At 61.1% G+C, this 25,612-nt stretch carries 22 protein-coding genes; 21 read left to right on the forward strand and 1 reads right to left on the reverse strand.

Translation table 11 applies throughout. The annotated features are described in order from the left end of the window. Positions 1 to 114 precede the first annotated feature (114 nt). The 9 genes from ABTV29_RS16695 (at position 115) to ABTV29_RS16735 (ending at position 10,302) form a co-directional block, all read left to right on the forward strand. Positions 115 to 711 carry a paraquat-inducible protein A gene (locus tag ABTV29_RS16695; protein ID WP_433765563.1) on the forward strand — a complete coding sequence of 199 codons (597 nt, stop codon included), beginning with the start codon at positions 115 to 117 and terminating at the stop codon, positions 709 to 711. Beyond that, positions 708 to 1,364, forward strand: coding sequence for a paraquat-inducible protein A (locus ABTV29_RS16700; RefSeq protein ID WP_433765565.1), 657 nt, complete (start codon positions 708 to 710; stop codon positions 1,362 to 1,364). Before ABTV29_RS16695 ends, ABTV29_RS16700 begins: the two co-directional genes overlap by 4 nt. After that, positions 1,345 to 3,021, forward strand: coding sequence for an intermembrane transport protein PqiB (locus ABTV29_RS16705; RefSeq protein WP_433765567.1), 1,677 nt, complete (start codon positions 1,345 to 1,347; stop codon positions 3,019 to 3,021). The genes ABTV29_RS16700 and ABTV29_RS16705 overlap by 20 nt, the downstream gene beginning before the upstream one ends. A gap of 17 nt (positions 3,022 to 3,038) precedes the next feature. After that, positions 3,039 to 3,584, forward strand: coding sequence for a PqiC family protein (locus ABTV29_RS16710; RefSeq protein WP_433765568.1), 546 nt, complete (start codon positions 3,039 to 3,041; stop codon positions 3,582 to 3,584). A 392-nt stretch (positions 3,585 to 3,976) separates the two neighbouring features. Further along, positions 3,977 to 4,630 (forward strand): histidine phosphatase family protein, encoded by a 654-nt coding sequence (locus ABTV29_RS16715; RefSeq protein WP_433765570.1) that lies wholly within the window; start codon positions 3,977 to 3,979, stop codon positions 4,628 to 4,630. Between the two features lie 46 nt (positions 4,631 to 4,676). Further along, positions 4,677 to 6,395, forward strand: a complete 1,719-nt coding sequence (gene arnT, locus ABTV29_RS16720) for a lipid IV(A) 4-amino-4-deoxy-L-arabinosyltransferase (RefSeq protein ID WP_433765572.1) — start codon at positions 4,677 to 4,679, stop codon at positions 6,393 to 6,395. 223 nt (positions 6,396 to 6,618) lie between these two features. After that, the gene (locus ABTV29_RS16725) at positions 6,619 to 7,632 is read left to right on the forward strand and encodes an iron ABC transporter substrate-binding protein (RefSeq protein WP_433765574.1); all 1,014 of its coding nucleotides are present in this window, start codon (positions 6,619 to 6,621) and stop codon (positions 7,630 to 7,632) included. A 4-nt stretch (positions 7,633 to 7,636) separates the two neighbouring features. Further along, positions 7,637 to 9,235, forward strand: a complete 1,599-nt coding sequence (locus ABTV29_RS16730) for an ABC transporter permease (protein WP_433765576.1) — start codon at positions 7,637 to 7,639, stop codon at positions 9,233 to 9,235. Then, a complete protein-coding gene (locus tag ABTV29_RS16735; RefSeq protein ID WP_433765578.1) occupies positions 9,232 to 10,302 on the forward strand; it encodes an ABC transporter ATP-binding protein in 1,071 nt (356 codons plus the stop codon). Before ABTV29_RS16730 ends, ABTV29_RS16735 begins: the two co-directional genes overlap by 4 nt. Positions 10,303 to 10,433: 131 nt before the next feature. Here the strand turns inward: ABTV29_RS16735 and ABTV29_RS16740 are convergent, their stop codons facing one another. Then, complete coding sequence (locus ABTV29_RS16740; protein ID WP_433765580.1) at positions 10,434 to 11,372, reverse strand: site-specific integrase; 939 nt, start codon at positions 11,370 to 11,372, stop codon at positions 10,434 to 10,436. A 383-nt stretch (positions 11,373 to 11,755) separates the two neighbouring features. Between ABTV29_RS16740 and arnB the strand changes: the two genes are divergently transcribed. From arnB to ABTV29_RS16800, 12 genes are all read left to right on the forward strand, one after another. Next, positions 11,756 to 12,904, forward strand: coding sequence for a UDP-4-amino-4-deoxy-L-arabinose aminotransferase (gene arnB, locus ABTV29_RS16745; RefSeq protein WP_433765581.1), 1,149 nt, complete (start codon positions 11,756 to 11,758; stop codon positions 12,902 to 12,904). Beyond that, the gene (gene arnC / locus ABTV29_RS16750; protein ID WP_433765583.1) at positions 12,901 to 13,920 is read left to right on the forward strand and encodes an undecaprenyl-phosphate 4-deoxy-4-formamido-L-arabinose transferase; all 1,020 of its coding nucleotides are present in this window, start codon (positions 12,901 to 12,903) and stop codon (positions 13,918 to 13,920) included. The genes arnB and arnC overlap by 4 nt, the downstream gene beginning before the upstream one ends. After that, positions 13,917 to 15,908: a bifunctional UDP-4-amino-4-deoxy-L-arabinose formyltransferase/UDP-glucuronic acid oxidase ArnA gene (gene arnA, locus ABTV29_RS16755; RefSeq protein ID WP_433765584.1), complete on the forward strand. Its 1,992-nt coding sequence runs from the start codon at positions 13,917 to 13,919 to the stop codon at positions 15,906 to 15,908. Before arnC ends, arnA begins: the two co-directional genes overlap by 4 nt. Then, positions 15,908 to 16,792 (forward strand): 4-deoxy-4-formamido-L-arabinose-phosphoundecaprenol deformylase, encoded by an 885-nt coding sequence (gene arnD, locus ABTV29_RS16760; protein WP_433765585.1) that lies wholly within the window; start codon positions 15,908 to 15,910, stop codon positions 16,790 to 16,792. The genes arnA and arnD overlap by 1 nt, the downstream gene beginning before the upstream one ends. Next, on the forward strand, positions 16,789 to 18,438 hold the full coding sequence (gene arnT, locus ABTV29_RS16765) for a lipid IV(A) 4-amino-4-deoxy-L-arabinosyltransferase (RefSeq protein ID WP_433765586.1): 1,650 nt from the start codon (positions 16,789 to 16,791) through the stop codon (positions 18,436 to 18,438). The genes arnD and arnT (ABTV29_RS16765) overlap by 4 nt, the downstream gene beginning before the upstream one ends. Further along, entirely contained in the window at positions 18,435 to 18,779 is a 345-nt protein-coding gene (gene arnE / locus ABTV29_RS16770) for a 4-amino-4-deoxy-L-arabinose-phosphoundecaprenol flippase subunit ArnE (protein WP_433765587.1), read from the forward strand. The genes arnT (ABTV29_RS16765) and arnE overlap by 4 nt, the downstream gene beginning before the upstream one ends. Further along, on the forward strand, positions 18,776 to 19,177 hold the full coding sequence (gene arnF / locus ABTV29_RS16775) for a 4-amino-4-deoxy-L-arabinose-phosphoundecaprenol flippase subunit ArnF (RefSeq protein ID WP_433765588.1): 402 nt from the start codon (positions 18,776 to 18,778) through the stop codon (positions 19,175 to 19,177). The genes arnE and arnF overlap by 4 nt, the downstream gene beginning before the upstream one ends. Continuing rightward, on the forward strand, positions 19,174 to 20,553 hold the full coding sequence (locus ABTV29_RS16780; protein ID WP_433765589.1) for a UDP-glucose dehydrogenase family protein: 1,380 nt from the start codon (positions 19,174 to 19,176) through the stop codon (positions 20,551 to 20,553). The genes arnF and ABTV29_RS16780 overlap by 4 nt, the downstream gene beginning before the upstream one ends. 4 nt (positions 20,554 to 20,557) lie before the next feature. Then, positions 20,558 to 22,144, forward strand: a complete 1,587-nt coding sequence (locus ABTV29_RS16785) for an ArnT family glycosyltransferase (RefSeq protein WP_433765591.1) — start codon at positions 20,558 to 20,560, stop codon at positions 22,142 to 22,144. Positions 22,145 to 22,201: 57 nt separating this feature from the next. Beyond that, entirely contained in the window at positions 22,202 to 23,380 is a 1,179-nt protein-coding gene (locus ABTV29_RS16790; protein ID WP_433765592.1) for an MFS transporter, read from the forward strand. Positions 23,381 to 23,541: 161 nt separating this feature from the next. Then, complete coding sequence (locus tag ABTV29_RS16795; protein ID WP_433765594.1) at positions 23,542 to 24,252, forward strand: HPP family protein; 711 nt, start codon at positions 23,542 to 23,544, stop codon at positions 24,250 to 24,252. A gap of 251 nt (positions 24,253 to 24,503) precedes the next feature. Beyond that, complete coding sequence (locus ABTV29_RS16800) at positions 24,504 to 25,610, forward strand: enoyl-CoA hydratase/isomerase family protein (protein WP_433765596.1); 1,107 nt, start codon at positions 24,504 to 24,506, stop codon at positions 25,608 to 25,610. Positions 25,611 to 25,612 lie beyond the last annotated feature (2 nt).

A 25,612-nucleotide genomic window follows, 5' to 3' on the forward strand; every position in this document is an offset into this window, starting at 1 on the left:
AAAGCATCATCATGCGAAGACCCATGGCTTGTTCAGTGTTTCGATTTGCTCAATTCCGAGTCACTTCTATATTGAGGGGGTGCTCATCAATTCAGCATTCATCGAGCCTGGCCCATGGCAACGACAGACCAATTGATCATCTGCGAGCACTGCGACTGCGTGTACGAGAAAGCCACGCTCGCCAAACATCAGAAAACTTTGTGCACGCGCTGCGGCGGTGTGCTGCAGCGCTATAACGGCCTGACGGCGGAGCAGCGCCTGGCGCTGACCCTCACCGCCCTGATGCTGTGGATTTTCGCAAACTTCTACCCGGTCATGAGCATCAGCCTGCAAGGCCTGAAGAACAGCGCGACGCTGTGGGACTCGGTGCTGGCCCTGAGCCTGGGACCGATCACCTTCATCGCCATGGTCGCGGCGATCGCCATGATCATCGCGCCGATCATCCAGCTGGTGCTGCTGATCTGGGTCCTGGGTTACGCCCTGGGCCACCGGCGCGCCCCGGCCTTCAAGTTCTGCATGCGCTGGCTGGAAACCCTCAGGCCCTGGAGCATGCTGGAGGTCTGCCTGCTGGGGGCTATGGTCGCGGTGATCAAGCTCGCCGGTTTTCTCGATGTGCTGCCCGGTATCGGCCTGATCGCTTTGGCCATCCTCAGCCTGATGATGATCCGTATCGCCGGCCGCGATATCCGTGATCTGTGGGACCTCCCATGACCACACCTCCGACAGCCGGCGAACTCAACCTGTGCCTGTGCCACACCTGTGGCCTGGCCTGTGACATGACCTTTGATCCCCACGAATGCGAGCGCTGTGGCGCCCCGCTGCACCGGCGCAAGACCAACTCGCTGACCCGGACCTGGGCCTACCTGCTCACCTCCCTGGTGTTCTACGTACCGGCCAACCTGCTGCCGGTGATGAACACCAGGATGGTCGGCAGCGGCGCCGACAGCACGATCATGAGTGGCGTGCTGGACTTCTGGGTCCACGGTGCCTGGGATATCGCCCTGATCATTTTCATCGCCAGCATCGCGGTGCCGGGCATCAAGTTTGTCGCCCTGGGCATGCTGCTGATCACCGTGCAACGCAACAGCCTGTGGGCCCAGAAGGAGCGGTCGACGATGTACCGCTTCGTCGAGGTGATCGGCTATTGGTCGATGCTCGACGTGATAGTCGTGGCCCTGGTGGCCTCGCTGGTGAAGTTCCAGGCCCTGGCCGATATCGAGCCGCGTGCGGGCATTCTTTTCTTTGGCCTGGTGGTGGTCTTCACCATGCTGTCGGCCATGAGTTTCGACCCACGCCTGATCTGGGATGCCAGCGGCAAGGGTTCACATTTCGAGGAGGTCACGGATGAAGCAACAAGCCACTGACGGGCCACAGGCCCCCGGCCAGGCGCCCGTCAAGACCCGCCGTTTCAGCGTGTCGCTGGTGTGGATCGTGCCGATCGTCGCGGTACTGGTGGGGATCTCGCTGGTGGTGCACAACATCATGCAGCAAGGGCCGACCATCACCATCAACTTCAAGACTGGCGATGGCCTGGTTGCCAACAAGACCGAGGTCAAATACCGCAGCGTGGTGATCGGCCACGTCGAGGACGTGGAACTGAGCGATGACCAGAAAAGTGTCAACGCCACCATCAAACTGTCCAAGCAGGCCGAAAGTTTTACCCGCGAAGATTCCAAGTTCTGGGTCGTGCGGCCACGTATCGGTGCCGGCGGCGTATCGGGCATCGACACCCTGCTCTCGGGTGACTACATCGGCGCCGATGCCGGCCAGGCCAATGGCCGCGCGAAGAACTTCAAGGGCCTGGAAAACCCGCCGGCGATCACCTACGGCGAACCGGGCAAGCGCTTCACCTTGCACACCCAGGACCTGGGCTCGCTCGATATCGGCTCCCCGGTCTACTACCGCAAGATCCCCGTGGGTCAGGTGGTGGCCTACGCCCTGGACCGTGACGGCAAAGGGGTGAACATCGATCTGTTCATCCATTCGCCCAATGATGCCTACGTCACCGAAAACACTCGTTTCTGGAATGCCAGCGGTGTCGATGTCAACGTGGGCGCCAACGGTTTTTCGGTCAAGACCGAGTCCCTGTCGTCGATATTGGTCGGTGGCATCGCCTTCCGCGCGCCCGAATACAGCCCTGGCGACAAACCCGCGCCAGAAGAGTATGCCTACGAGTTGTTCGAAGACCAGCAAACCGCCCTCGCCCCGCCCAATGGCAAGCCGCAATTCCTGGCCTTGCGTTTCGATCAGGCGCTGCGCGGGCTCAAGGTCGATGCGCCGGTGGAGTTCCTCGGCGTGGAAATCGGCAAGGTGGTGTCGGTCAACCTTGACTTCGATGCGAAAAAGCGCAGTTTTCCGGTCAACGTCGGCATTGTGATTTACCCGCAGCGTCTGGGGCAGGCTCACGTCAAGATGCTTGAGGCACTCAAGCATGACCCTAACGATGAGGCCGGTGGCATCCGAATCATCGGCGCGTTCATCGAAAACGGCCTGCGCGCCCAGGCACGTACCGGCAACCTCCTTACAGGACAGCTGTACATCGCCCTGGACTTCTACCCGAAAGCGGAAAAAGTGACCTTCGACGCAAACGCCCGCCCGGTGATGATCCCGACGGTTCCAGGCAGCCTCGAACAGTTGCAGGAAAAACTCGAGGCCATGGTCAACAAGATCAACCAGCTGCCGATCGAGCGTGTCGCCGCCAATCTGGACAGCACCCTTGTCGAACTGCGTAAAGGCCTTGGCCAGTTCAACGGCAAGACCCTGCCCAGCGTATCAAGCACCCTGACGGACGTGAGCAAGACCCTGCAATCGGCCAATACCACGCTGCAATCGGCGAACTCGACCCTGGCCGACGATTCGCCGCAACGGGAAAAACTGGGGCAAACCCTCGACGAGCTCGGACGCACCTCGCGCTCTCTGCGTGACCTTGCGGACTATCTGGGACGGCATCCCGAATCGCTGATTCGCGGCCGTCCTGAGAATGCCGCGCCAATCGATATGCAGGGGCCGCCAAGCAAATGACCACAGGAGCATCATCCATGGCTTTTCCGCTGAAGGTTACGTTGATCGCTGTGCTGTCATTGCTGGCTGCATGCCGCAGCGATCCGATTCAGTTCCATACCCTGACGCCAGCCCAGTTGAGCGGCAATCCAAGGACCACGGCGGATATCCAGATCGAAAGCCTGACGGTTCCGCCACAGGTCGATCGCCCGCAAATTGTCGTGCGCCAGGGTAATACCGGCATGGCCATCCTCGAAACCCAGTGGTGGGGGGCCAGCCTGGTGGATGAATTGCGCAGCGCCCTGCTCGATCAGATGGTCAACAGCAACCCGCAACGCAAGATCTCGGTGCGGCTGGAGGTCCAGCGCTTCGATTCGATTCCCGGTCAATACGGGCTGATCGACGTGAAGTGGCGCCTGCGCACTGGCGATACCGCGCTGCTGCCTTGTCGCAGCACGTTGCAGACGCCTTCCGGGCCATCGATCGATGAGCTGGTGGCGGCGCAACAGAACAACGTCAAGCGGCTGGCCGCGCTGATCAGCAAGGCCGCCACAAGCACTCAGGCGGTTTGCCCCTCCCTGTAGGAGCGAGCCTGCTCGCGATGGACGTCAACGATAACGCGCCCAGACTGAAGGAGCGCGCTGCCGCTGCGTGGCTCGCTTCTACCAATTGAAATGCATCCCCCTGTAGGAGCGAGCTTGCTCGCGATGCACGTCAACGATGACGCGCTCTGCCTGAAGGAGCGCGTTGCCGAGGCGTTTTTCGCGAGCAGGCTCGCTCCTACAGGGGGCAGTGGTAGTAAAAGATAAAAGTTACCAATAACCAACTAAGTAACTTGCGAAAAGCCCCTCACGCTTTTTTCACATCTATTTCACCCCGCCAGCATCCACACCACTTTAATGTCCCCGCCATTACAGCAATCAACTTAGTTGCACTTGAAACTTCCAATGCAACTTTGCTTCGGCAGGTGAAAATCTTGTTTAACTCCTCAACGGGCCCCGGCAAGGCGCCACGACTGTTCAAGTTGCTGATCGCAATTTTCGGCGCCCTGCTGGTCACTGCGCTGGTGACAGGCTTTGTATTGTGGCCGCGCTCCCCCGTGAGCCTGATCAACGCCCAGCCCTCGGTCAGGGCGCAGATGCTCAAAGGATGGGAAGCCGGGGAGATGGTGGTACTGGTCCGTCACGCCGAGCGTTGCGACCAGTCCAGCAATCCGTGCCTGGGCCCGGAAGACGGCATTACCAAAGTGGGCAGCGACGCCGCACAGGTGGTCGGTCAAGGCCTGACGCGCCTGGGGATGGCACAGGCCGATGTACTGAGCAGCCCGCTCACCCGCACCACTCAAACCGCGCATTACATGTTTGGTAAAGATGCCCAGACGCAACAGTGGCTGGTTGATTGCGACAGCACCTGGCGCAACGACATCGTGGCGCACAAGCGCGCCCATCGAAATCTGGTGCTGGTGACCCATAGCAGTTGTATCGGCGACTTAGAAGCCATGAGCGGTTTCAAACATGCGGCGAAAAGTGAATACGGCAGTTCGCTGTTTGTTCATGTTGATAACAATGGCCAACTTCAGGTGTTGGGCATTGTGAATGCCGAAGACTGGCGCCCGTTATCTAACAAATAACGTTCTGACACTTATCAAGTCATTACTTCTGAGCCAAGGCCGACTCATGACGTCAAACACCCCCCTGCCTGATTATGTGGTCCCGTTAAACCCTCACCCACACAAAAAGTCAGTTGCAGAGCGCTGGATCCTTGTCGCCCTGATGGCAGCATTCGTGGCGTTCTACCTGTTACCGCTGATGAGTCATGGGTTGTGGATTCCCGACGAAACCCGCTACGCCCAGATCAGTCAGGAAATGACGCTCGGCAGTAACTGGATCGCTCCGCACTTCATGGGCATCCGTTATTTCGAAAAACCGATTGCCGGTTACTGGATGATCGCCATAGGCCAGGCCGTGTTCGGTGACAACCTGTTCGGAGTGCGTATCGCCTCGGCGCTCAGCACCGGGCTCAGTGTCTGGCTGGCGTATCTGATTGCCCGCCGGTTCTGGAACGATCCACGCAAGAGCTTCGCCTGCGCGCTGTTTTACATGAGTTTCGGGCTGATCGCCGGCCAGGCCGGCTACGCCAACCTCGATCCGCAATTCACCTTCTGGGTCAACTTGAGCCTGGTCTCGCTCTGGTTTGCCATCGACAGCCGCACGACTCGCGGTCGGCTGGGTGCCTGGCTGTCATTGGGCGTTGCCTGCGGCATGGGCTTCATGACCAAGGGTTTTCTCGCCTGGCTGTTGCCGGCACTGATCGCCCTGCCCTATATGGTTTGGCAGCGTCGCGCCGGGGAGTTACTGCGCTATGGCCCGCTGGCGGTGGTGGTCGCGGCGGTGGTCTGCCTGCCATGGGCGCTGGCGATCCACCATCAGGAACCGGATTTCTGGCGGTTTTTCTTCTGGAACGAGCACGTGCGCCGGTTCGCCGCCGACAACGCGCAACACGCGCGCCCATGGTGGTTCTACCTGCCGATGCTGGTCGCCTCCAGCCTGCCCTGGGCTGCGCTGTTGCCCACCACCTTCATCCAGGCCTGGAAAAACAAGCGCCAGCCTGTGTTTGGTTTCCTGCTGCTCTGGCTATTGTTGCCATTGGCGGTTTTCAGCATGAGCAGCGGCAAGTTGCCGACCTACATCATGCCGTGCCTGTTGCCACTGGCGTTGTTGATGGGGCATGCAGTGACGCAACTGCTGGATCAGGCGCAAAGCCGGGCGATTCGTATCAACGGGGTGCTCAACGTTGTCATTGCCAGCATTGCCCTGATTGCGCTGCTGTATCTGCAAACCACGAAAGAGGTCTTTGAAAACACCGAGATGTTCAGCCTGTCACTGGCATTCATCGTGCTGGTCGGCTGGATCATTGCCAATGCCCTGCAAGTCATGCGCCCGCTGGAATTGTGGGCCATGCCGGCCCTGGGTATCTGGCTGCTGGTAGCGCTGTTGCCGGCGGCCATGCCGAGTCAGATCGTCGACAGCAAAATGCCCGACCGTTTCATCGCCGAACATCTGGACGGCCTGAACCAGACCACATCGCTGCTCAGCAACGACCTGGGCGCCGCCTCGGCTTTGTCCTGGCTGACCAAGCGCCCGCAAGTGGATCTCTACAATGTCATCGGCGAACTGAAATACGGCCTCGGCGATCCCGCCATGGCACCACGCATAGTCACGCTGGAAAACGTCGGGCAATGGATGACAGAAGCCCGCAAAAAGGGCTCGGTCGGCGTGGTGATGCGAGTCAACAGTGTTGATGAAATTCAGGAAGTCGAAGCACTGCCCATCGACGGCAAGCGTTATCAGCGTGGCAACCTGCAGGTGCTGATTTTTCCGCAAACCCGGCCCTGATCCTGCCCGCCAAAAAAACCGAGACGCCTGATGGGCCTCTCGGTTTTTTTTATAACCATTGAAATGACAGGAAATAACTGTTTATTTGACGTTTTTTTCTCATTCGGATCTCTAAATTCGCCGGCCTCAAAACATGCAAATGATTCCTATTGATCTACAATAATCGGCGTCTTCACCGTCGAATCTGCTTGCTCAAGACCAAGAAAACAGGAGCTGCCACCGCATGATGTCCCGAATCCCGTCCTTCCTGAAAAAAGCCCTGATAGCCACCGCCCTCGTGAGCGCCAGCCACGTGTATGCCGCCGATGGCGTCGGCATTGTGGTGTACAACGCACAGCACGAAGGCCTGACCAAGGCCTGGGTTGAGGGCTTCACTCAGGAAACCGGTATTCCGGTCACCCTGCGCAATGGCGATGACACCGAGATGGGCAACCAGCTCGTGCAGGAAGGCGCCGCCTCGCCGGCGGACGTGTTCCTCACCGAAAACTCGCCCTCCATGGTCCTGGTCGATAACGCGGGCCTGTTTGCACCGATCGACAAGGCCACCCTGGAACAAATCGATTCCGCCTATCGCCCGGCCCATGGCAAATGGGTGGGGATCGCCGCACGTTCGACGGTATTCGTCTACAACCCGAGCAAGTTGACTGAAGCGCAACTGCCAAAATCGATCATGGACCTCGCTGATCCTTCCTGGAAAGGTCGCTGGGGCGCGTCGCCAGGCGGCGCCGACTTCCAGGCCATCGTGGCCGCGATGCTCGAGCAGAAAGGCGAAGCCGCAACCCTGGACTGGCTCAAGGCGATGAAAACCAACTTCAGCGCCTACCGCGGCAACAGCTCCGTGCTCAAGGCGGTGAATGCTGGGCAGATCGACAGCGGCGTGATCTATCACTATTACAGCTTCGTCGATCAGTCCAAGACCGGCGAGAACAGCAAGAACACCGCCCTGTACTACTTCAAACACAAGGATCCGGGTGCGTTTGTCAGCATCTCCGGCGGCGGCGTCCTGGCGTCCAGCAAACATCAGGAACAAGCCCAGGCGTTCCTCAAGTACATCACCGGCAAGGACGGCCAGGCCGTGCTCAAGGACGGCAAGTCGTTTGAATACGCCGTTGGCAAGGACGCGCAATCCAACCCGAAACTGGTGCCTTTGCAGCAGCTCGATGCGCCAAGCGTCGATGCGTCGAAACTCGACAGCAAAAAAGCCGTGGAGCTGATGACTCAGGCCGGACTGCTCTAAATTGATGCCTGAATCCCTACCGGCGCGTGTCGCGGACGCGACACCCGCCAACCTGCGTCGACGATCACGCGGCATTTTCGCGAGCCGTGGCGGTGCGTGGGTGGTCAGCCTGTCGGTGCTGGTTTCGTTGCTGGCGCTGTTGCCCATCGCGTTTGTCATCGGCGTCTACCTGGATACGGGCTGGAGCAAGGTAGTGCCGCTGGTTTTCCGGCCACGGGTCGGCGAACTGATGGTCAACACCGTGCTGCTGGTGATCATCACCGTGCCGTTGTGCATTGCGCTGGGGGTCACGCTGGCGTGGCTCACCGAACGCACCAACCTGCCCGGACGCCGCGGCTGGTCGCTGCTGGCGACCGCGCCGCTGGCGGTGCCGGCGTTCGTGCACAGCTATGCCTGGGTCAGCCTGGTTCCGCCGATTCACGGGCTGTTTGCCGGGGTCCTCGTCTCGGTCATCGCCTACTTCCCGTTCCTGTACCTGCCGGTTGCCGCGACTTTGCGTCGACTCGACCCGGCCATCGAAGATGTTGCCGAGTCCATGGGCCTCAAGCCCTGGGCCGTGTTTTTCCGTGTGGTGCTGCCGCAACTGCGCCTGGCCATCTGCGGTGGCGCCTTGCTGGTGGGCCTGCATTTGCTGGCCGAGTACGGCCTGTACGCGATGATCCGCTTCGACACTTTCACTACGGCGATCTTCGATCAGTTCAAATCCACCTTCAACGGCCCCGCCGCCAACCTGCTGGCCGGCGTGCTGGCGCTGTTCTGCCTGGTGATGCTGACCATCGAATCCGCCGCCCGTGGCCATGCGCGCTATGCCCGCGTCGGCTCCGGCAGCGCCCGGGAACAACGCGTGGTCAGCCTGAACCGGCCGATAACACTGCTCGCCCTGGTCTTGCAACTGGCCACCTGTGCCCTGGCCTTGGGCGTGCCCTTGATCACCCTGGGCAAATGGCTGATTGCCGGGGGCCTTGAGGTCTGGGATTTACCCGAGCTGCTGCCGGCGCTGGAACAAACCCTGCTGTTTGGCGTTGCTGGCGCGGCCCTGACCACCTGCGCGGCGATTCCGATTGCCTGGCTGTCGATTCGCTCGCCGGGCCGGCTGCAACGGCTGCTGGAAGGCTGTAACTACATCACCAGCGCCTTGCCGGGAATCGTCGTCGCGCTGGCGCTGGTGACCGCGACCATCCATTTCGCCCGGCCGATCTACCAGACCACGATCACCGTGCTGCTGGCGTACCTGCTGATGTTCCTGCCCCGCGCGCTGGTCAGCCTGCGGGCGGGCATCGCCCAGGCTCCGGTGGAACTGGAAAACATGGCCCGCAGCCTCGGCCGCTCGCCGACCCATGCGCTGTGGCTGATCACCCTGCGCCTGGCGGCACCGGGAGCCGCGGCAGGCGCCGCGCTGGTGTTCCTGGCGATCACCAATGAACTGACCGCCACCCTGCTGCTCGCCCCCAACGGCACACGCACCCTGGCTACCGGTTTCTGGGCGATGACCAGCGAAATCGATTACGCCGCTGCTGCGCCCTATGCCCTGATGATGATTGTGCTGTCGCTTCCGTTGACCGGAATCCTTTATCACCAATCCAAAAAAACGGCTGGCCGATGAACACTCTGGAATTGCATTCACTCTCCAAACACTACGGCACGCAAAAGGCCCTGGATAACGTCAGTCTGTCGGTCCCGACCGGCAGCCGCACGGTGATTGTCGGCCCGTCCGGGTCGGGCAAGACCACCCTGTTGCGGATGATCGCCGGCTTCGAATTCCCCGACTCCGGGCGCCTGTCGCTCAACGGCCAGACGCTGGTCGACAGCACCCACGAGGTCCCGGCGCATCAGCGTCTGATCGGCTACGTACCACAGGACGGCGCGCTGTTTCCGCACATGACGGTGGCGGCCAACATCGGCTTCGGCCTGGCGACCAAGGGCAGCGAGCGGCAGCAGCGAATCGCCGAACTGATGGACAGCGTTGCACTGGATTCGAACATGGCCCATCGCTGGCCCCATGAGCTGTCCGGCGGGCAGCAGCAGCGTGTGGCCCTGGCCCGCGCCCTGGCCCAGCAACCGCGACTGATGCTGCTCGACGAACCCTTCTCGGCCCTCGACACCGGCCTGCGCGCCAACATGCGCAAACTGGTGGCGCGCCTGCTGGCGGAAGCCGGGGTGACCACCATCCTGGTCACCCACGACCAGAGCGAAGCGCTGTCCTTCGCCGACCAGTTGGCGGTGATGCGTCACGGTCGCCTGGTGCAGTCGGGGCATCCGCTGGATCTCTACCGTTATCCCGGCGATGTCCAGACCGCGCTGTTCCTCGGTGATGCCGTGGTCATGCCGGCGCGTATCGAAGCCGGCTGGGCCCATTGCGACCTGGGCCGGATCCCGGTCAACAACCACCGCAACAACAGTGCCGCGCAGATCATGCTGCGCCCCGAGCAACTGCAACTGGCCAGCATCATGCCCCATACCGCGGAAGTCACTGGCTGTCGCGCCGTCGTGACCGACCGGGATTTCAGCGGCAACACCTGCACCCTGACCGTGGAACTGCAAGCCTCGGCCAGCGGCGAGCAGTCGGGTCGATCACTGCTGGTACGCAGTTCCGGCATGTACGCGCCTCCGGCCGGTAGCGCGGTGCATGTCTCGACCATTGGTCATGCTCATGTCCTGAGCGAGGCATAAACCAAACGCAACACCCCTGTAGGAGCGAGCTTGCTCGCGATGGAAGTTCAGACACCGAGGACATTCAGACAGCCCGCGTTATCGTTGACCTCCATCGCGAGCAAGCTCGCTCCTACAGGGGATCTCGCCATTCAAAGATCGAAGCGATCCACCGCCCTGCGCCGTTCGTTGTCATCGCGAACGTCATAGTTGGCCGTCGTCTGGATATTGCTGTGATGCGCCAGCTTCTGCGCAATCGACAGGTCATGCTCCTCGATCACCCGGGTGATGAACGAACGACGGAAGTCATGGGGCATGATCTTTACCCCCACCTGCGTCCCGCGCTGGCGGGCGATGTAGTAGATGGCATGCTTGGTGATGCGCTCGCGGGTGATGTGGCTGCCACGGCGAATGCGGTTGAACAGGAACGTATCGTCCTCCTCCCCTTCCTTGAGCTGTGAACGGCGAAATTCCAGCCAGGCCTCGAGCTTGGCGAACGCCCAGGCCGGGGCGTATTTGATCAGCTGTTTGTTACCCTTGGCCGTGACCCGCAGGCTGCGCTCGGTGAAATCGAGCTGGCTCAGCTCCAGGTTCACCGACTCCGACTTGCGCATGCCCGAGCCGTACAGAATCGCGATGACCGCCGCGTCCCGCAGGCCCTGAGGCCTTGGGTCGGCCGCGCAGACGTCCATCAATTCGCGGATCAGGGAGCGTCGCAGATTGCGTCCCTGGGACAGACGCGTACCGGTAATGCCCTTGACCGAGCGCATCTTCAGCAAATGCTCCTGGCTGATAAGGCTCATGCGCCATGCCTCGTTCATCACCCCGCGCACTGCGTTGACGTACAGCGACGAAGTGTTGGGCGCGTAACCGTCGGCGCGCAACGTCGCGACCAACGCAATCACATCCTCGGGCTGCAGCCCATGCCAGGGAATTTCCTCGATGTTCACATCTTCGAAGCCCAGGCGGTCGGCGGCGTCCTGCAACACGTAGCGCATGGTCAATTGGCTGGAGGGCGCCAGTCGCGCCAGATACACCGTCAGCGGGTTGGCTTTTGGTGCATGAGAATCAGAAACGGGTAAGTCAATCAAACGAAACAGCCTTAAGTAAAAACAATCCGGTCAAACAACTAAGAAATGAAACGTGGTTCATGTAAAGCGGCACTTGCGCAGTACGTTCGCGAAATGAGCGGCGATGGACGGGAGAAGGCTGAACAGTCGCTTAATCACCACGAGATAAATGATCCGCCTACCGTTTTTTGATGTTTCTTTCACAAAAACAAGCCTAACCTCTTGGCGATGCGGCGAGCCACCATGGGCGCCAACCTGCTGTTCAAGGCGGATAAACTCAAATCAAGCAGTTTCTCACCTAGTTCAACTAACTCGTTGAAGCAAATCCAATTTATGGTCTACGCTGACCTTGGATCCATTTGTCTAGCCTCCAGGGCTACTTACCTTTGAGCTATGAGGTTTGCATGAGTCAGGCGTTTCTCCCCTTCTCCCGTCCCAGTATCGGCGATGAAGAAATTGCCGCGGTCGAACAAGTTCTGCGCTCTGGCTGGATCACTACCGGCCCCAAAAACCAGGCATTGGAAGAACACTTCGCGAACTATATCGGATGCCGCCATGCCGTCGCACTGTCCTCGGCGACGGGCGGTATGCACATCACCCTGTTGGCACTCGGGATCGGTCCCGGCGATGAAGTCATCACGCCTTCACAGACTTGGGTGTCCACGGCGAACATGATTTGCCTGCTGGGTGCGACCCCTGTGTTCGTCGATGTCGACCGCGACACCCTGATGACGGATGTAGCGAGCATCGAAGCGGCGATCACCCCGCGTACCAAGGCCATCATTCCCGTGCATTACGCCGGTGCGGCGTTCGATCTCGATCCGCTGTACGCATTGGCCGACAAACATGGCATCGCGGTGATCGAAGACGCCGCCCACGCCGCCGGCACCCGGTACAAGGGTCGCCACGTGGGCAGCCAAGGCACGGCGATTTTCTCGTTCCACGCGATCAAGAACATGACCTGCGCCGAGGGCGCGATGTTCGTCACCGACGACGAAGCCCTGGCTTCGCGGGTGCGCATGCTCAAGTTCCACGGCCTGGGCGTCGACGCCTACGACCGCATGACTCACGGGCGCAAACCCCAGGCCCAGGTGATGGAGCCCGGCTTCAAGTACAACCTGGCCGACATCAATGCCGCCATCGCCCTGGTGCAACTGGAGCGACTGGACGAAATCAACGCCAAGCGCGCGCAACTGGCGAGCACTTACCTGCAACGGCTGGAAGGCTTGCCGGTTCAACCGCTGACCGTTCCGGGTTATGCCCAGCAGCACGCCTGGCACCTGTTCATCCTGCGCATCGACGCCGAACGCTGCGGGCTGGACCGCGAGGCGTTCATGAAAGCCTTGCAGGAACAGAACATCGGCACCGGTATTCACTTCATCGCCACCCACCTGCATACCTGGTACCGCCAGCGTTTCCCCGACGTTCACCTGCCCAACACCGAATGGAACTCGGCTCGACTGTGTTCGATCCCGCTGTTCCCCGACATGACCACCGACGACGTCGAGCGCGTTGTCGGCGCCATTGAAAACTGCCTGGACAAACGCCTGTGAGACCTTACCCGATTAACTCCGTATCGATCGTGATCCCGGTCTACAACGAAGAAGACAGCCTGCCGGAGTTGTTGCGGCGCACCGAGGCGGCCTGCGAGCAATTGAACCACGCCTATGAAATCGTCCTGGTCGACGACGGCAGCCGCGATGACTCCGCGCACCTGCTGGAGGAGGCCGCCGCCCGCCCCGGCAGCCCGGTGGTAGCGGTAATCCTGAACCGCAACTACGGCCAGCACGCGGCAATCATGGCCGGTTTCGAACAATGCAAGGGCGACGTGATCATCACCCTCGATGCCGACCTGCAAAACCCGCCCGAAGAAATCCCGCGCCTGGTCGCCCAGGCCGAACTCGGCTACGACGTCGTCGCCACCGTGCGCAACAACCGTCAGGACTCGGCCCTGCGCCGCTGGCCGTCGAAACTGATCAACCTCGCCGTGCAACGATCCACCGGTGTGGCCATGACTGACTACGGCTGCATGTTGCGCGCCTATCGCCGCACCATCGTCGACGCCATGCTCGCCTGCCGCGAACGCAGCACTTTCATCCCGATCCTGGCCAACAGCTTCGCCCGCCACACCACGGAAATCCTCGTAACCCACGCCGAGCGTGAACACGGTGAGTCCAAATACAGCCCCATGCGCCTGGTCAACCTGATGTTCGACCTGATCACCTGCATGACCACCACGCCCCTGCGCCTGCTGAGCATCGTCGGTTTCGCCATGGCCGGCCTGGGCGCGCTGTTCGCCATCATGCTGATCTTCTTGCGGCTGGTGTTTGGCGCCAGTTGGGCCGGTGACGGTACGTTCGTGCTGTTTGCCGTGCTGTTCGTGTTCACCGGCGGCCAATTCATCGGCATGGGCCTGCTGGGTGAATACCTGGGCCGCATGTACAGCGATGTGCGCGCACGCCCCCGGTTCTTCATCGAGAAAGTCCTGCGTAGCCAACCGGCGGCTCCCGCTCCTGCGGTCACCGTCGACGGCTTAGTTTCCACCTCTACAGATCAGGTTCATTCATGAGTGCAAAAGCAGTTGTCTTCGCCTATCACGATATCGGTTGTGCTGGTATCGAATCCCTGCTCGCCGCCGGTTACGAGATCGCGGCCGTGTTTACCCATGCCGATGATCCGAAAGAGAACGCGTTCTATGGGTCCGTGGCGCAACTGTGCGCACGCCACGGCATTGCCGTGCACGCGCCGGAAGATGCCAACCACCCGCTGTGGGTCGAGCGCATTGCCAAGCTGCAACCTGACTTCCTGTTCTCCTTCTACTACCGCAACCTGCTGAGCGAGCCGCTGCTGGCCACCGCAAGCAAGGGCGCGTTCAACCTGCACGGTTCCCTGCTGCCCCGCTACCGGGGTCGTGCGCCGGCCAACTGGGTACTGGTCAACGGTGAAACCGAGACCGGCGTGACCCTGCACCGCATGGTCAAGCGTGCCGATGCCGGCGCCATCGTGGCCCAGCAACGCGTAGCGATCGAGCGCAGTGACACCGCGCTGACACTGCACGGCAAACTGCGCGTCGCCGCCGCTGACCTGCTGCGCGACACCTTGCCTGCACTGGCGCAAGGCAAAATCAGCGAAACACCACAGGACGAATCCAAAGCCACGGTGTTTGGACGCCGCACGCCCGCCGACGGCAAGCTGGTCTGGAGCCAGCCGGCGGAAAAACTGTTCAACCTGGTCCGCGCTGTGACCCAGCCGTATCCGGGCGCTTTCTGCGCGGTGGGCGAGCACAAGCTGATCGTCTGGAGCGCCGAAGTCGCCAAGGGCAACGAAGGCCAGGCACCGGGCCGGGTGATCAGCGTCGATCCGCTGCGCATCGCCTGTGGCGAAGACTCTCTGGTGATCAACGCCGGACAACGCAACGACAACGGCCTGTACCTCAGCGGCCCGCAACTGGCCAATGAACTGGGCCTGGTGGACGGTTCCGTCCTGCGCGGTGCCGAGTCCGGCCGCGCGCCACGCCGCACCCGCGTGCTGATCCTCGGCGTCAACGGTTTCATCGGCAATCACCTGTCCGAACGCCTGTTGCGCGATGACCGCTACGAAGTCTATGGCCTGGACATTGGCTCGGACGCCATCGAGCGCCTGCGCAGCCACCCCAACTTCCACTTCGTCGAAGGCGACATCAGCATTCACTCCGAGTGGATCGAGTACCACATCAAGAAGTGCGACGTGGTCCTGCCGCTGGTGGCCATCGCCACGCCGATCGAGTACACGCGCAATCCGCTGCGGGTATTCGAACTGGACTTCGAAGAGAACCTGAAACTGGTTCGCTACTGCGTCAAATACAACAAGCGGGTGATCTTCCCGTCGACCTCGGAAGTCTATGGCATGTGCCAGGACAACAACTTCGACGAAGACAACTCCAATCTCATCGTCGGTCCGATCAACAAGCAACGCTGGATCTATTCCGTTTCCAAGCAACTGCTCGACCGCGTGATCTGGGCCTATGGCCAGAAAGGCCTGAACTTCACCCTGTTCCGTCCATTCAACTGGATGGGTCCACGTCTGGACCGTCTGGACTCGGCACGTATCGGCAGCTCCCGCGCCATTACCCAGCTGATCCTCAACCTGGTGGAAGGCACGCCGATCCGCCTGTTCGACGGTGGCGAGCAGAAACGCTGCTTCACCGACATCGCCGACGGCGTCGAAGCGTTGGCACGAATCATCGACAACGACAACGACGTCTGCAACGGCCAGATCATCAACATCGGCAACCCGGACAACGAAGCCAGCATCCGTCAGTTGGGCGAAGAGTTGCTGCGTCAGTTCGAAGCTCACCCGCTGCGCGCCAACTTCCCTCCGTTCGCCGGCTTCCGCGACATCGAGAGCAAGGCGTTCTACGGCACCGGTTACCAGGACGTGTCGCACCGCAAACCGAGCATCGCCAACGCCAAGCGCCTGCTGGACTGGACACCGACCGTGGAGATGAGCGAGACCATCGGCAACACCCTGGACTTCTTCCTGCGTGAAGCCATGCTCGAAATCGCGGACAAGCGCTAATGCAGGCAGGATTGCGCATCGATGTCGACACCTACCGGGGCACCCGTGAGGGGGTGCCCCGGCTGCTGGAAATCCTTGATGAAGCACAGGTCAAGGCGACGTTCTTTTTCAGCGTCGGGCCGGACAACATGGGGCGCCACTTGTGGCGCCTCATCCGTCCGCAGTTTCTCTGGAAAATGTTGCGTTCCAATGCCGCAGGCCTTTATGGCTGGGACATTTTGCTGGCCGGCACCGCATGGCCGGGCAAACCGATCGGTCGCGACCTGGGGCATCTGATGCGCCAGGCTCGCGATGCCGGGCATGAGGTCGGCCTGCACGCCTGGGACCACCACGGCTGGCAGGCCAATGCCGGACGCTGGGATGACGCGCAGCTGATCGAACAGATCCGCCAGGGCGTGGACACGCTCAGCGACATCCTCGGGGAAAAAATCGACTGCTCGGCTGCCGCTGGCTGGCGAGCAGACGAACGTGTGATCGAAGCCAAGCAACGTTTCGGCTTTCGCTACAACAGCGACTGTCGCGGCCAGAACCTGTTCCAGCCACGGTTGGCCGACGGCTCACTGGGCACCCCACAGATCCCGGTGGACCTGCCGACCTTCGACGAGGTCGTCGGCCCGAACATCGCGGCCAGTGACTTCAACCGTTTCATCATCGACCGGTTCACCCCGGAAAAACTCAACGTCTACACGATCCACGCGGAAGTAGAAGGGATTCTGATGGCCAATGATTTTCGCCAGCTGCTGGTCGATGCACGCCAGCGCGGCATTCGTTTCCAACCCTTGGGCGATCTGCTGCCCGACGTTCCCGGCAACCTGCCCAGCGGCCGCGTAGTGCGTGGCGCACTCGAAGGCCGCGAAGGCTGGCTGGGAGTGCAAGGCGCATGAGCAGACGCTGGGCATTCCCCTTGTTGCTGGCGATCATGGCGCTGGCGTACCTGCTGCCACTGGGCACCCATGGTTTATGGATACCTGACGAAACCCGCTACGCCCAGATCAGCCAGGACATGCTGCTGAGCGGCAATTGGGTCTCGCCGCATTTCATGAGCGTGCGTTACTTCGAAAAACCGGCAGCCGGTTACTGGATGATCGCCCTGGGCCAGGCAATATTCGGGCAGAACCTGTTCGGTGTGCGCTTCGCTTCGGCGCTGAGCACGGCCTTGAGCGTGGTGCTGTGCTACCTGATCGCCGGCAGATTGTGGAACCAGCCGCGCAAGAGTTTCGCCTGTGCGCTGCTCTACATGAGCTTGACCGTGATCGCCGGCACGGCCGGTTACGCCAATCTCGACCCGCAATTCACCTTCTGGGTCAACCTGAGCCTGGTGGCGCTGTGGTTTGCGCTGGACAGCCGCACTCGGGGTCAGCGCCTGCTCAGTTGGGCGGTACTGGGACTGGCTTGCGGCATGGGCTTCATGACCAAGGGTTTTCTCGCCTGGCTGCTGCCGGTGCTGATCGCCCTGCCCTGGATGATCTGGCAGAAGCGCTGGCGCGAGTTGCTGACCTATGGCCCGCTGGCGATTGGCGTGGCGATTATCGTCAGCCTGCCCTGGGTCTTGGCGGTACACGCCCGGGAACCGGACTACTGGCGCTTCTTCTTCTGGCACGAACACATCCGCCGCTTTGCCGGGGACGATGCCCAGCACGAAGCTCCCTTCTGGTACTACCTGCCGCTGCTGGTGGGGTTCAGCCTGCCGTGGCTGGCCTTGCTGCCCCCGGCGCTGAAGCAGGCCTGGCTCAGCCGGCGTCAGGCCAATATCGCCTTCCTGCTGTTGTGGTTGTTGATGCCACTGTTCTTTTTCAGCCTGAGCAAGGGCAAGTTGCCGTCCTACATCCTGCCGTGCCTGCTGCCACTGGCCTTGCTGCTGGGCAACGCGCTGGCTGATCGCTTGAGTCTCGAGCAGGAACGCAGCCTCAGGGTCAACGGCCTGCTGAACTTGGGTCTGGGTGTGCTGGTCCTGCTGGCCCTGATCTACCTGCAACTGAAGAAACCGATCTACGACCACGAACTGCATAACCTGGTGCTGGTGTTCATCGGCCTGATCGGCTGGATCATGAGCAACCTGCTGCAAGCCTTCCGCCCCTTGCAATGCTGGGCCGCCCCGGCCTTCGGCAGCCTCTTGCTGATCGGCTTGCTGCCGGCGGGCCTGCCCAAGTCAGTGGTCGCCAACAAGATGCCCGACCAGTTCATCCTCGATCACGTCGCAGAGCTTGGCCAATCTCGTCAGCTTCTGAGCAATGACCTGGGCGCTGCATCGGCCCTGTCGTGGCGTCTTCAGCGCCCGAACGTGGCTTTGTTCAACACGATAGGCGAATTGAAATATGGTCTTGCCTATCCTGACGCGCTGAAGCAGCGCGTCGACCCCGGCCAGATCGAACAGTGGATGCAGGATGCCCGCCAGCAAGGCCCGGTGGGCGTCGTGATGCGGGTCAAGGGCGACGACGAACTGCGCGAACTTGAGCAATTGCCCAAGGAAGGCAAGCGTTACGAACAAGGCAATATTGTGATTCTGATCATTCCACAGGCGGCGCCATGAGCCTCGCCTTGCTGCTGACCGCCTGCCTGCTGACCTGCCTGGGCCAGATCGCCCAGAAATACGCGGTGGAGAGCTGGCGCGGGCGTGTCTCCGGCTGGGGCGAGAAATTACGTTCGCCGTGGCTGTGGCTGGCGCTGGCGGCACTGGGTTCGGGCCTGCTGGTGTGGTTGCTGGTACTGCAGCGCCTGGAAGTCAGCATCGCCTACCCGATGCTCAGCCTCAACTTTGTGCTGATTACCCTGGTCGCCCGCTTCGTTTTCCGCGAACACGTCGACCAGCGCCACTGGCTGGGCGTCGCCCTGGTGATCGGCGGCGTGGCCTTGCTGGGGCAGCACGCATGAATGCCCGTCGCGGTATCACCTTCGCCCTGGGCAGCGTGCTGCTGGTCAGCGGCGCCCAGTTGGCCATGCGCTGGAGCATGAGTCGCCTGCCGTCGCCCGAGCACTGGCTCAGCGCCGACATTCCGCTCGGCCCGCTGGCCGTGGTGCTGGGCGCAATTGTCGCCTATGCCCTGTCGATGCTCTGCTGGCTCATCGCCCTGCGCGATCTGCCCCTCGGCCGCGCCTACTCGCTGCTGAGCATCAGCTATGCACTTGTGTACCTGGCAGCCGCCAGCCTGCCGCTGTTCCACGAAGATTTCAGCCTATCGAAAAGCCTTGGAGTGGCCCTGGTCATCCTCGGCGTCATCACCATCAACTCTCGACCTGTTCACGCACCTGAACACAGGAGTGCCCCATGAAAATCAGTGTATTTGGAAGCGGTTATGTCGGCCTGGTCCAGGCCGCCGTTCTGGCTGAAGTCGGTCATGACGTGGTTTGCATGGATATCGATGAGAAAAAAGTCGAGTTGCTGCAACAAGGTGTAGTGAGCATTTTCGAACCGGGGCTCGCCAGCCTGGTACGCGAAAGCCTGGACGCCAAACGCTTGCAGTTCACCGCCGACGAAAAATTTGCCGTGCAGCACGGGCAGGTATTGTTCATCGCGGTGGGCACGCCGTCGGGCGAAGATGGCTCGGCGGACCTGCGTTACGTGATGTCGGTGGGTGACGCGGTGGCGCGCCACCGCGAACAACCGGTGATTCTGGTGGAGAAATCCACGGTACCGGTGGGCACGGGGGATGCGCTGCGCGAGCACATCGATAAATGCCTGGTCAAGGCCGGGCGCCTGTTGCAATTCGATATCGTCTCCAACCCCGAGTTTCTCAAGGAAGGCTCGGCCGTGGCCGATTGTCGCCGCCCGGACCGCATCATCATCGGCTGCGAACGCGATGAGGTACGCGACGTGATGCGTGACCTGTACGCGCCGTTCAACCGCAACCATGACCGCGTCATGTTCATGGACCTGCGCAGCGCCGAACTGACCAAGTACGCCGCCAACTGCATGCTGGCGACCAAGATCAGCTTCATCAACCAGATCGCCGAACTGGCCGAGCACCTGGGGGCCGATATCGAATCGGTACGCCTGGGGATCGGCGCCGATTCGCGCATCGGTTACCACTTCATCTACCCCGGTTGCGGTTATGGCGGTTCGTGCTTCCCCAAGGACATGCGCGCCCTGATTCATAGTGCCGAGCAAGCACACTGCTCCAGCGACCTGCTGCAAGCGGTGGAAGCCATCAACGAACGGCAAAAACACAAACTGTTCGAGCGCGTCAAAGCCTTCTACAAGGGCGATTTGCAAGGCAAGACCTTTGCCCTGTGGGGCCTGGCGTTCAAGCCCAATACCGACGACATGCGCGATGCGCCGAGCCGCGCGCTGCTCGAAGCACTGTGGGCCGCCGGTGCAAACGTCCGGGCGTTCGACCCCGAAGCGATGCAGGAAACCCAGAAGCTGTATCCGGATGAAGCGAAACTGATGCTCATGGGCACCCCGGAATCGGTGTTGCACGGTGCCGATGCGCTGATCATCTGCACCGAATGGCAGCAGTTCAAGGCGCCGGACTTCGATCTGATCCGCCAGCGCCTCAAGGCCCCGGTGATCTTCGACGGCCGCAACCTTTACGACGCCGAGCGTCTGGCACGCAACGGCTTCACGTACTACCCCATGGGTCGCGGCGAGTCGCGCAAGTTGCCGATTCCGCATCAACAATGGCCTGCTGCGTCGGTAGTCGCTTAACGTCATGACCTCGAGTATTCGCCGACAGTCCTTTGTAGTCGGACTGTTGGCGCTACTGCTGTTCAGCGCCGGGGTCTACCAACAGGCGCCAATAGGTTTCGATTCGCGCTTCGTGCTGTTTGCCCAGGAGATGTTGCGCCACGGGCCATCGTTTTTTCCCACCACTTACGGCCAGCCCTATGCTGACTATTCGTCGCTGACGACGGTGTTCATCTGGCTGCTGTCCCTGCCGTTCGGGCAGGTCAACAGCCTGAGTGCCTGGCTGCCGAGCGCCATCGCCGGGGCCGTTATCGTCACCTTGATGTATCGGTTGCTGGCGCCCTGGTCCACACGCTGGGCGCTGCTGAGCATCGCCCTGATGCTGTTTACCAATACCTTCATCACCGAAACCCGTGCAGTGTCCCAGGACCTGATGCTCGCGGCGGTGGCCTTTTCGGTTTTCTACCTAGGTTACGCCAGCGATCATTTCGCGGCGAAGCGCCGGTGGCCGTTGATTTTTGCCTTGCTGGTGCTGGGCTTCGGCATACGCGGTCCGATCGGGCTGGTGATCCCCACCGGCATGCTGTGCAGCTACCTGTTGCTCAATCGTGACTGGAAACGCCTGATCGGATTCGGCCTGGCGGCGGCGCTGCTGCTGGCCCTGTGCGTTGGCGTTCTGCTGTGGCTGGCCAAAACCAGTGGCGGCGTGGATTTCATGCAGGACGTGGTTCGCATGCAGTTCATGGGACGCATGGATGGCAGCGAAGGCGAAAGTGGCTTGCTGTTCTACTTCACCAGCTCGATAGGCGACTACGCCCTGGCCTACCCCTTGGCGCTGCTGGCGTTGTTGGCCATCTGGCTGAGCCCTTCGCGCCCCGCACTGCCGTCGCTGCGCCTGGTGCAGTATTGCGCGGCAGCGGGGTTGATCGTGATGCTCGGGCTATCGATCCCGCAGGCGAAAAAGGTCCGCTACCTGCTGCCGATGCTGCCCATGGCGGCGATCATTGCCGCGTACCCCTTTGCAATGGCTCAGGGTCGGTGGTTTGCGGGGCTGCGTACCTTGATGCAAGGGATATGGTTGCTGATGCCGGTCATGCTGATGGTCGCTGTGCTGGTCGCACGACAACGGTTTGCCGGTGATGTGACGAACTTCGCGGCCTTGATGACCCTGCTCGGACTGCTGCAGGCCGTCGCCCTGGCGGTGCTTTTGCGCCCGAAATGGCGAGTGCTGGGGCTGGCCTTCAGTGCGGTATTGGCGCTTTGGTCGTTCTACATCCTGTTATTCGAGCCAATGGATCGACAGCTCTACGACAGCCGGACATTCAGCGAGTCCGCGTTCGCTCTGGTGCAACAAGACCCGGCCCCACTGGTGCTGCACGCCATGGGCAAGGACGCCAGGGCCATCAAGTTCATGGTCAATATCGGGCAGGACTTGCAGCCGGTTTTCACCCACTCGCCCCAGGAGCTGGAAAACCTGGCCAGACCTGCGTGGTTGATGATGGGCATGAGCGACTTCAAAGCCCTGCAAGGAACGCCCCTGGGTGCATTGCAACCGGTATTGAGTGGCCAGTTCGATAAAAACGAGTTCGTGCTGTTGCACCTTAAACCGTAAGCTAGGGTCCTCAAGCAGGTCGCCCATTGCTATCTGAATAAGGACATTTACCCCGCCGTGGCCACTTACTCGCTCGTTATCCGCAGGTTGCTGATCTGCTCGCTGACCATCGTCATCAGCCGCGCCATCACCAGCCCCATGCTCACGCTGTTTCTAAGCAACAAGCTTGGCCTTGACCAACAGGACGTTGGCTTGCTGCTGGGGATCGCGCTGTTTATCGCGACCCTGCTCGCGCTCTATGGCGGCTATATCATCGACCGCCTCGAAAAGCGCCGCCTGCTGATACTGACGATGCTTTCCAGTGCAATCGGTCTAGTGTTGCTGACCTTGGCCAATAACCTCTACCTGACCACCGTCATCCTGGTGGTGACCGAAACCGCCTCGGCGCTGTTTCTGATCGGCTCCAAGGCGATCCTCAGCGAGAACCTGCCGATGGGCCAACGGGCCAAGGCGTTCTCCCTGACCTACACCCTGACCAATATCGGCTATGCCGTCGGGCCGATGATCGGCGTGGTGATCGCGGGCATCTATCCCATCGCGCCCTTCCTGGTGGCTGGCGGCATTGCGTTTTTCAGCATCTTTTTGATGACCGGGATTGCGCGCGAGCCTGCGTTGACGCCGGCTATTACTCAGGCGCAGAGCTTCCTGAAAACACTGATCACGCTGAAAAACGACCGCACCCTGATCATTTTCACCTTGGGTTGCCTGCTCATTACCGTGGTACACGGCCGTTTTACCTATTACCTGTCGCAGTACCTGCTGGTCACCAGCGATGACCAGAACACCCTGAAAGTCATGGCCGCCCTGCTCGCCTGCAACGCCATCAGTGTGATCCTGCTGCAGTATCAGATCGGGCGTTTCCTCAAGCGCGAACATTTGCGCTACTGGATCGCCGCGGGCACCGGCCTGTTCACCTTCGGAATGATCGGCTTCAGCCTGGCCGACAGCGTGCTCAGCTGGTGCGTGGCAATGTTCATCTTCACCCTCGGGGAGATCATCATTTATCCGGCCGAATTCCTTTTCATCGACACCCTGGCCCCGGAAGAGCTGCGCGGCAGTTACTACGGCGCGCAGAATCTGGCCGCCGTAGGGGGTGCCCTGAGTCCGATCATTTGCGGTTTCCTGTTGATGCACACGCCGGCGCCGACGATGTTCTACGCCTTGAGCGCACTCGCTGCGATAGGTGGTGCCCTGTGCTACATGAGTGGGCGGCGCGTGGCACTGCATCAAAATTAATGAACTGAAGCTTCATTAATATGAATTTGTCAGCAGCACATGATGTCGGCAAACTATCGTCGTTCCTCCCCCAATAGTTGGAACAACTTCAAGGGCTTTCTGGGTATTCCCGGCAAGCCTTTTTTTTACTTAAGGTTTTTGTCATCGGAACGGTTTTCATCATGCTCGCTCGCTGGTTACCCGCCGCCATCAATACCCGCCCCACTGAATGGAGCCGTGCCGCCATCGGCATGGCCTTCGGCACCCTGTTCAGTGTGTGGCTATGCAGTCTGGTGTTCGGCATCGAAGTGGCCCAGCATCTGATCGGCCCGCTTGGCGCCTCCGCGGTGTTGCTGTTTGCGGTGTCTTCCGGTGCGCTGGCGCAACCCTGGTCGATTGTCGGCGGCTACCTGTGCGCCGGGGTGATGGCCCTGCTGGTGGCCCATGTGCTGGGCCGGACGCTGGGCAGTGCCTGCCTGGCGGCGGGCATGGCGGTGATCCTGATGTGCTGGCTGCGTTGCCTGCATCCCCCGGCCGGCGCGGTCGCGGCGACCATGGTGCTGGCTGACCCTGCAACCATCGCCCTGGACTGGATGGCGCTGGGCCCGGTGATGCTCAGCGCCTTCGCCATGCTGCTCTGCGCCCTGGCCTACAACAACCTGACACGCATCCGTTACCCCAAGCGCCCCAGCGAGCCGGTGCCCATGGTGCCTGCCGATCACCCGCCCATCGACAGTCAGGCGATTACCGCCGAAGACTTGAAACTGGCCCTGGCCGATATGGACGCCTTCATCGATGTCACCCCTGAAGACCTGGAGCAGTTGATTCACACCAGCGAAATGCACGCCAGGCGGCGCAGCATTGGTGAAGTCCTCAGCCGCACCAGCGCCTGAGTCCCACCCCCTGTAGGAGCGAGCATGCTCGCGATGGTCGTGAACGATTACGCGGGCAGCCTGACACCCAGCGGCGTTCTTGCGGCCATCGCGAGCATGCTCGCTCCTACAGTGGGGGATACAGCAATTGCAAAAATGCAGACAGCACCTGCACATATCCCCGTTGTACATCACAAATTTGCACTGTTACGATCCTGCATCGCTCGCGCGCGAGCTTATTGATAAAGAACAATAAAAGCAGGGAGTTAGTGATGACTGCTCAGGTTACATCGCAGGCAAGCCGGCCCATGGATGCCACGCAAAATGACGTGCTGGCCGAAGTCCGCAACCACATCGGTCACCTGACCCTCAATCGTCCCAGCGGCCTCAACGCCCTGACCCTGGACATGGTTCGCCACCTGCACCGCCAGCTCGACGCCTGGGCGCAGGATCCGCAGGTCCACGCAGTGGTCTTGCGCGGCGCCGGCGAAAAAGCCTTCTGCGCCGGTGGCGACATTCGCTCGCTGCACGACAGCTTCAAAAGCGGCGACACCCTGCACGTCGACTTCTTCGTCGAGGAATACGCCCTCGATATCGCCATTCACCGCTACCGCAAACCCGTACTGGCCCTGATGGACGGCTTTGTCCTGGGCGGCGGCATGGGCCTGGTGCAAGGTGCCGATTTGCGGGTGGTCACCGAAAGAAGCCGCCTGGCGATGCCGGAAGTCGGCATCGGCTACTTCCCGGACGTCGGCGGCAGCTACTTCCTGCCACGGGTTCCCGGCGAACTGGGGATCTACCTGGGGGTCAGCGGCGTGCAGATCCGTGCTGCCGACGCCCTGTATTGCGGCCTGGCCGACTGGTACCTGGACAGCAGCAAGCTGGCTGCGCTGGACGAAAAGCTCGACCGCTTGCAATGGCGCGACACGCCACTCAAAGACCTTCAGAGCCTGTTGGCGACACTCGCCGTGCAGCATCTGCCCGACGCTCCGCTGGAGGCCCTGCGCCCGGCCATCGACCACTTCTTCGCCTTGCCCGATGTGCCGAGTATTGTTGAACAACTACGCGAAGTGACCGTTGCCGACAGCCATGAGTGGGCCTTGAGCACCGCCGACCTGCTGGCCACCCGCTCGCCGGTGGCCATGGCGGTCACCCTGGAAATGCTCCGTCGCGGCCGGCAATTGAGCCTGGAACAATGCTTCGCCCTTGAGCTGCACCTGGACCGCCAGTGGTTCGAGCGCGGCGACCTGATCGAAGGCGTGCGCGCCTTGCTGATCGACAAAGACAAGAACCCGCGCTGGAACCCGCCGACCCTGCAGGCGCTGGACGCCGCACACGTGGCGAGTTTCTTCACCGGGTTTGACCAGAGCGGGAACTGAGC

The organism is Pseudomonas putida (assembly GCF_050989985.1).
Taxonomy (GTDB): Bacteria; Pseudomonadota; Gammaproteobacteria; order Pseudomonadales; family Pseudomonadaceae; genus Aquipseudomonas; species Aquipseudomonas putida_AI.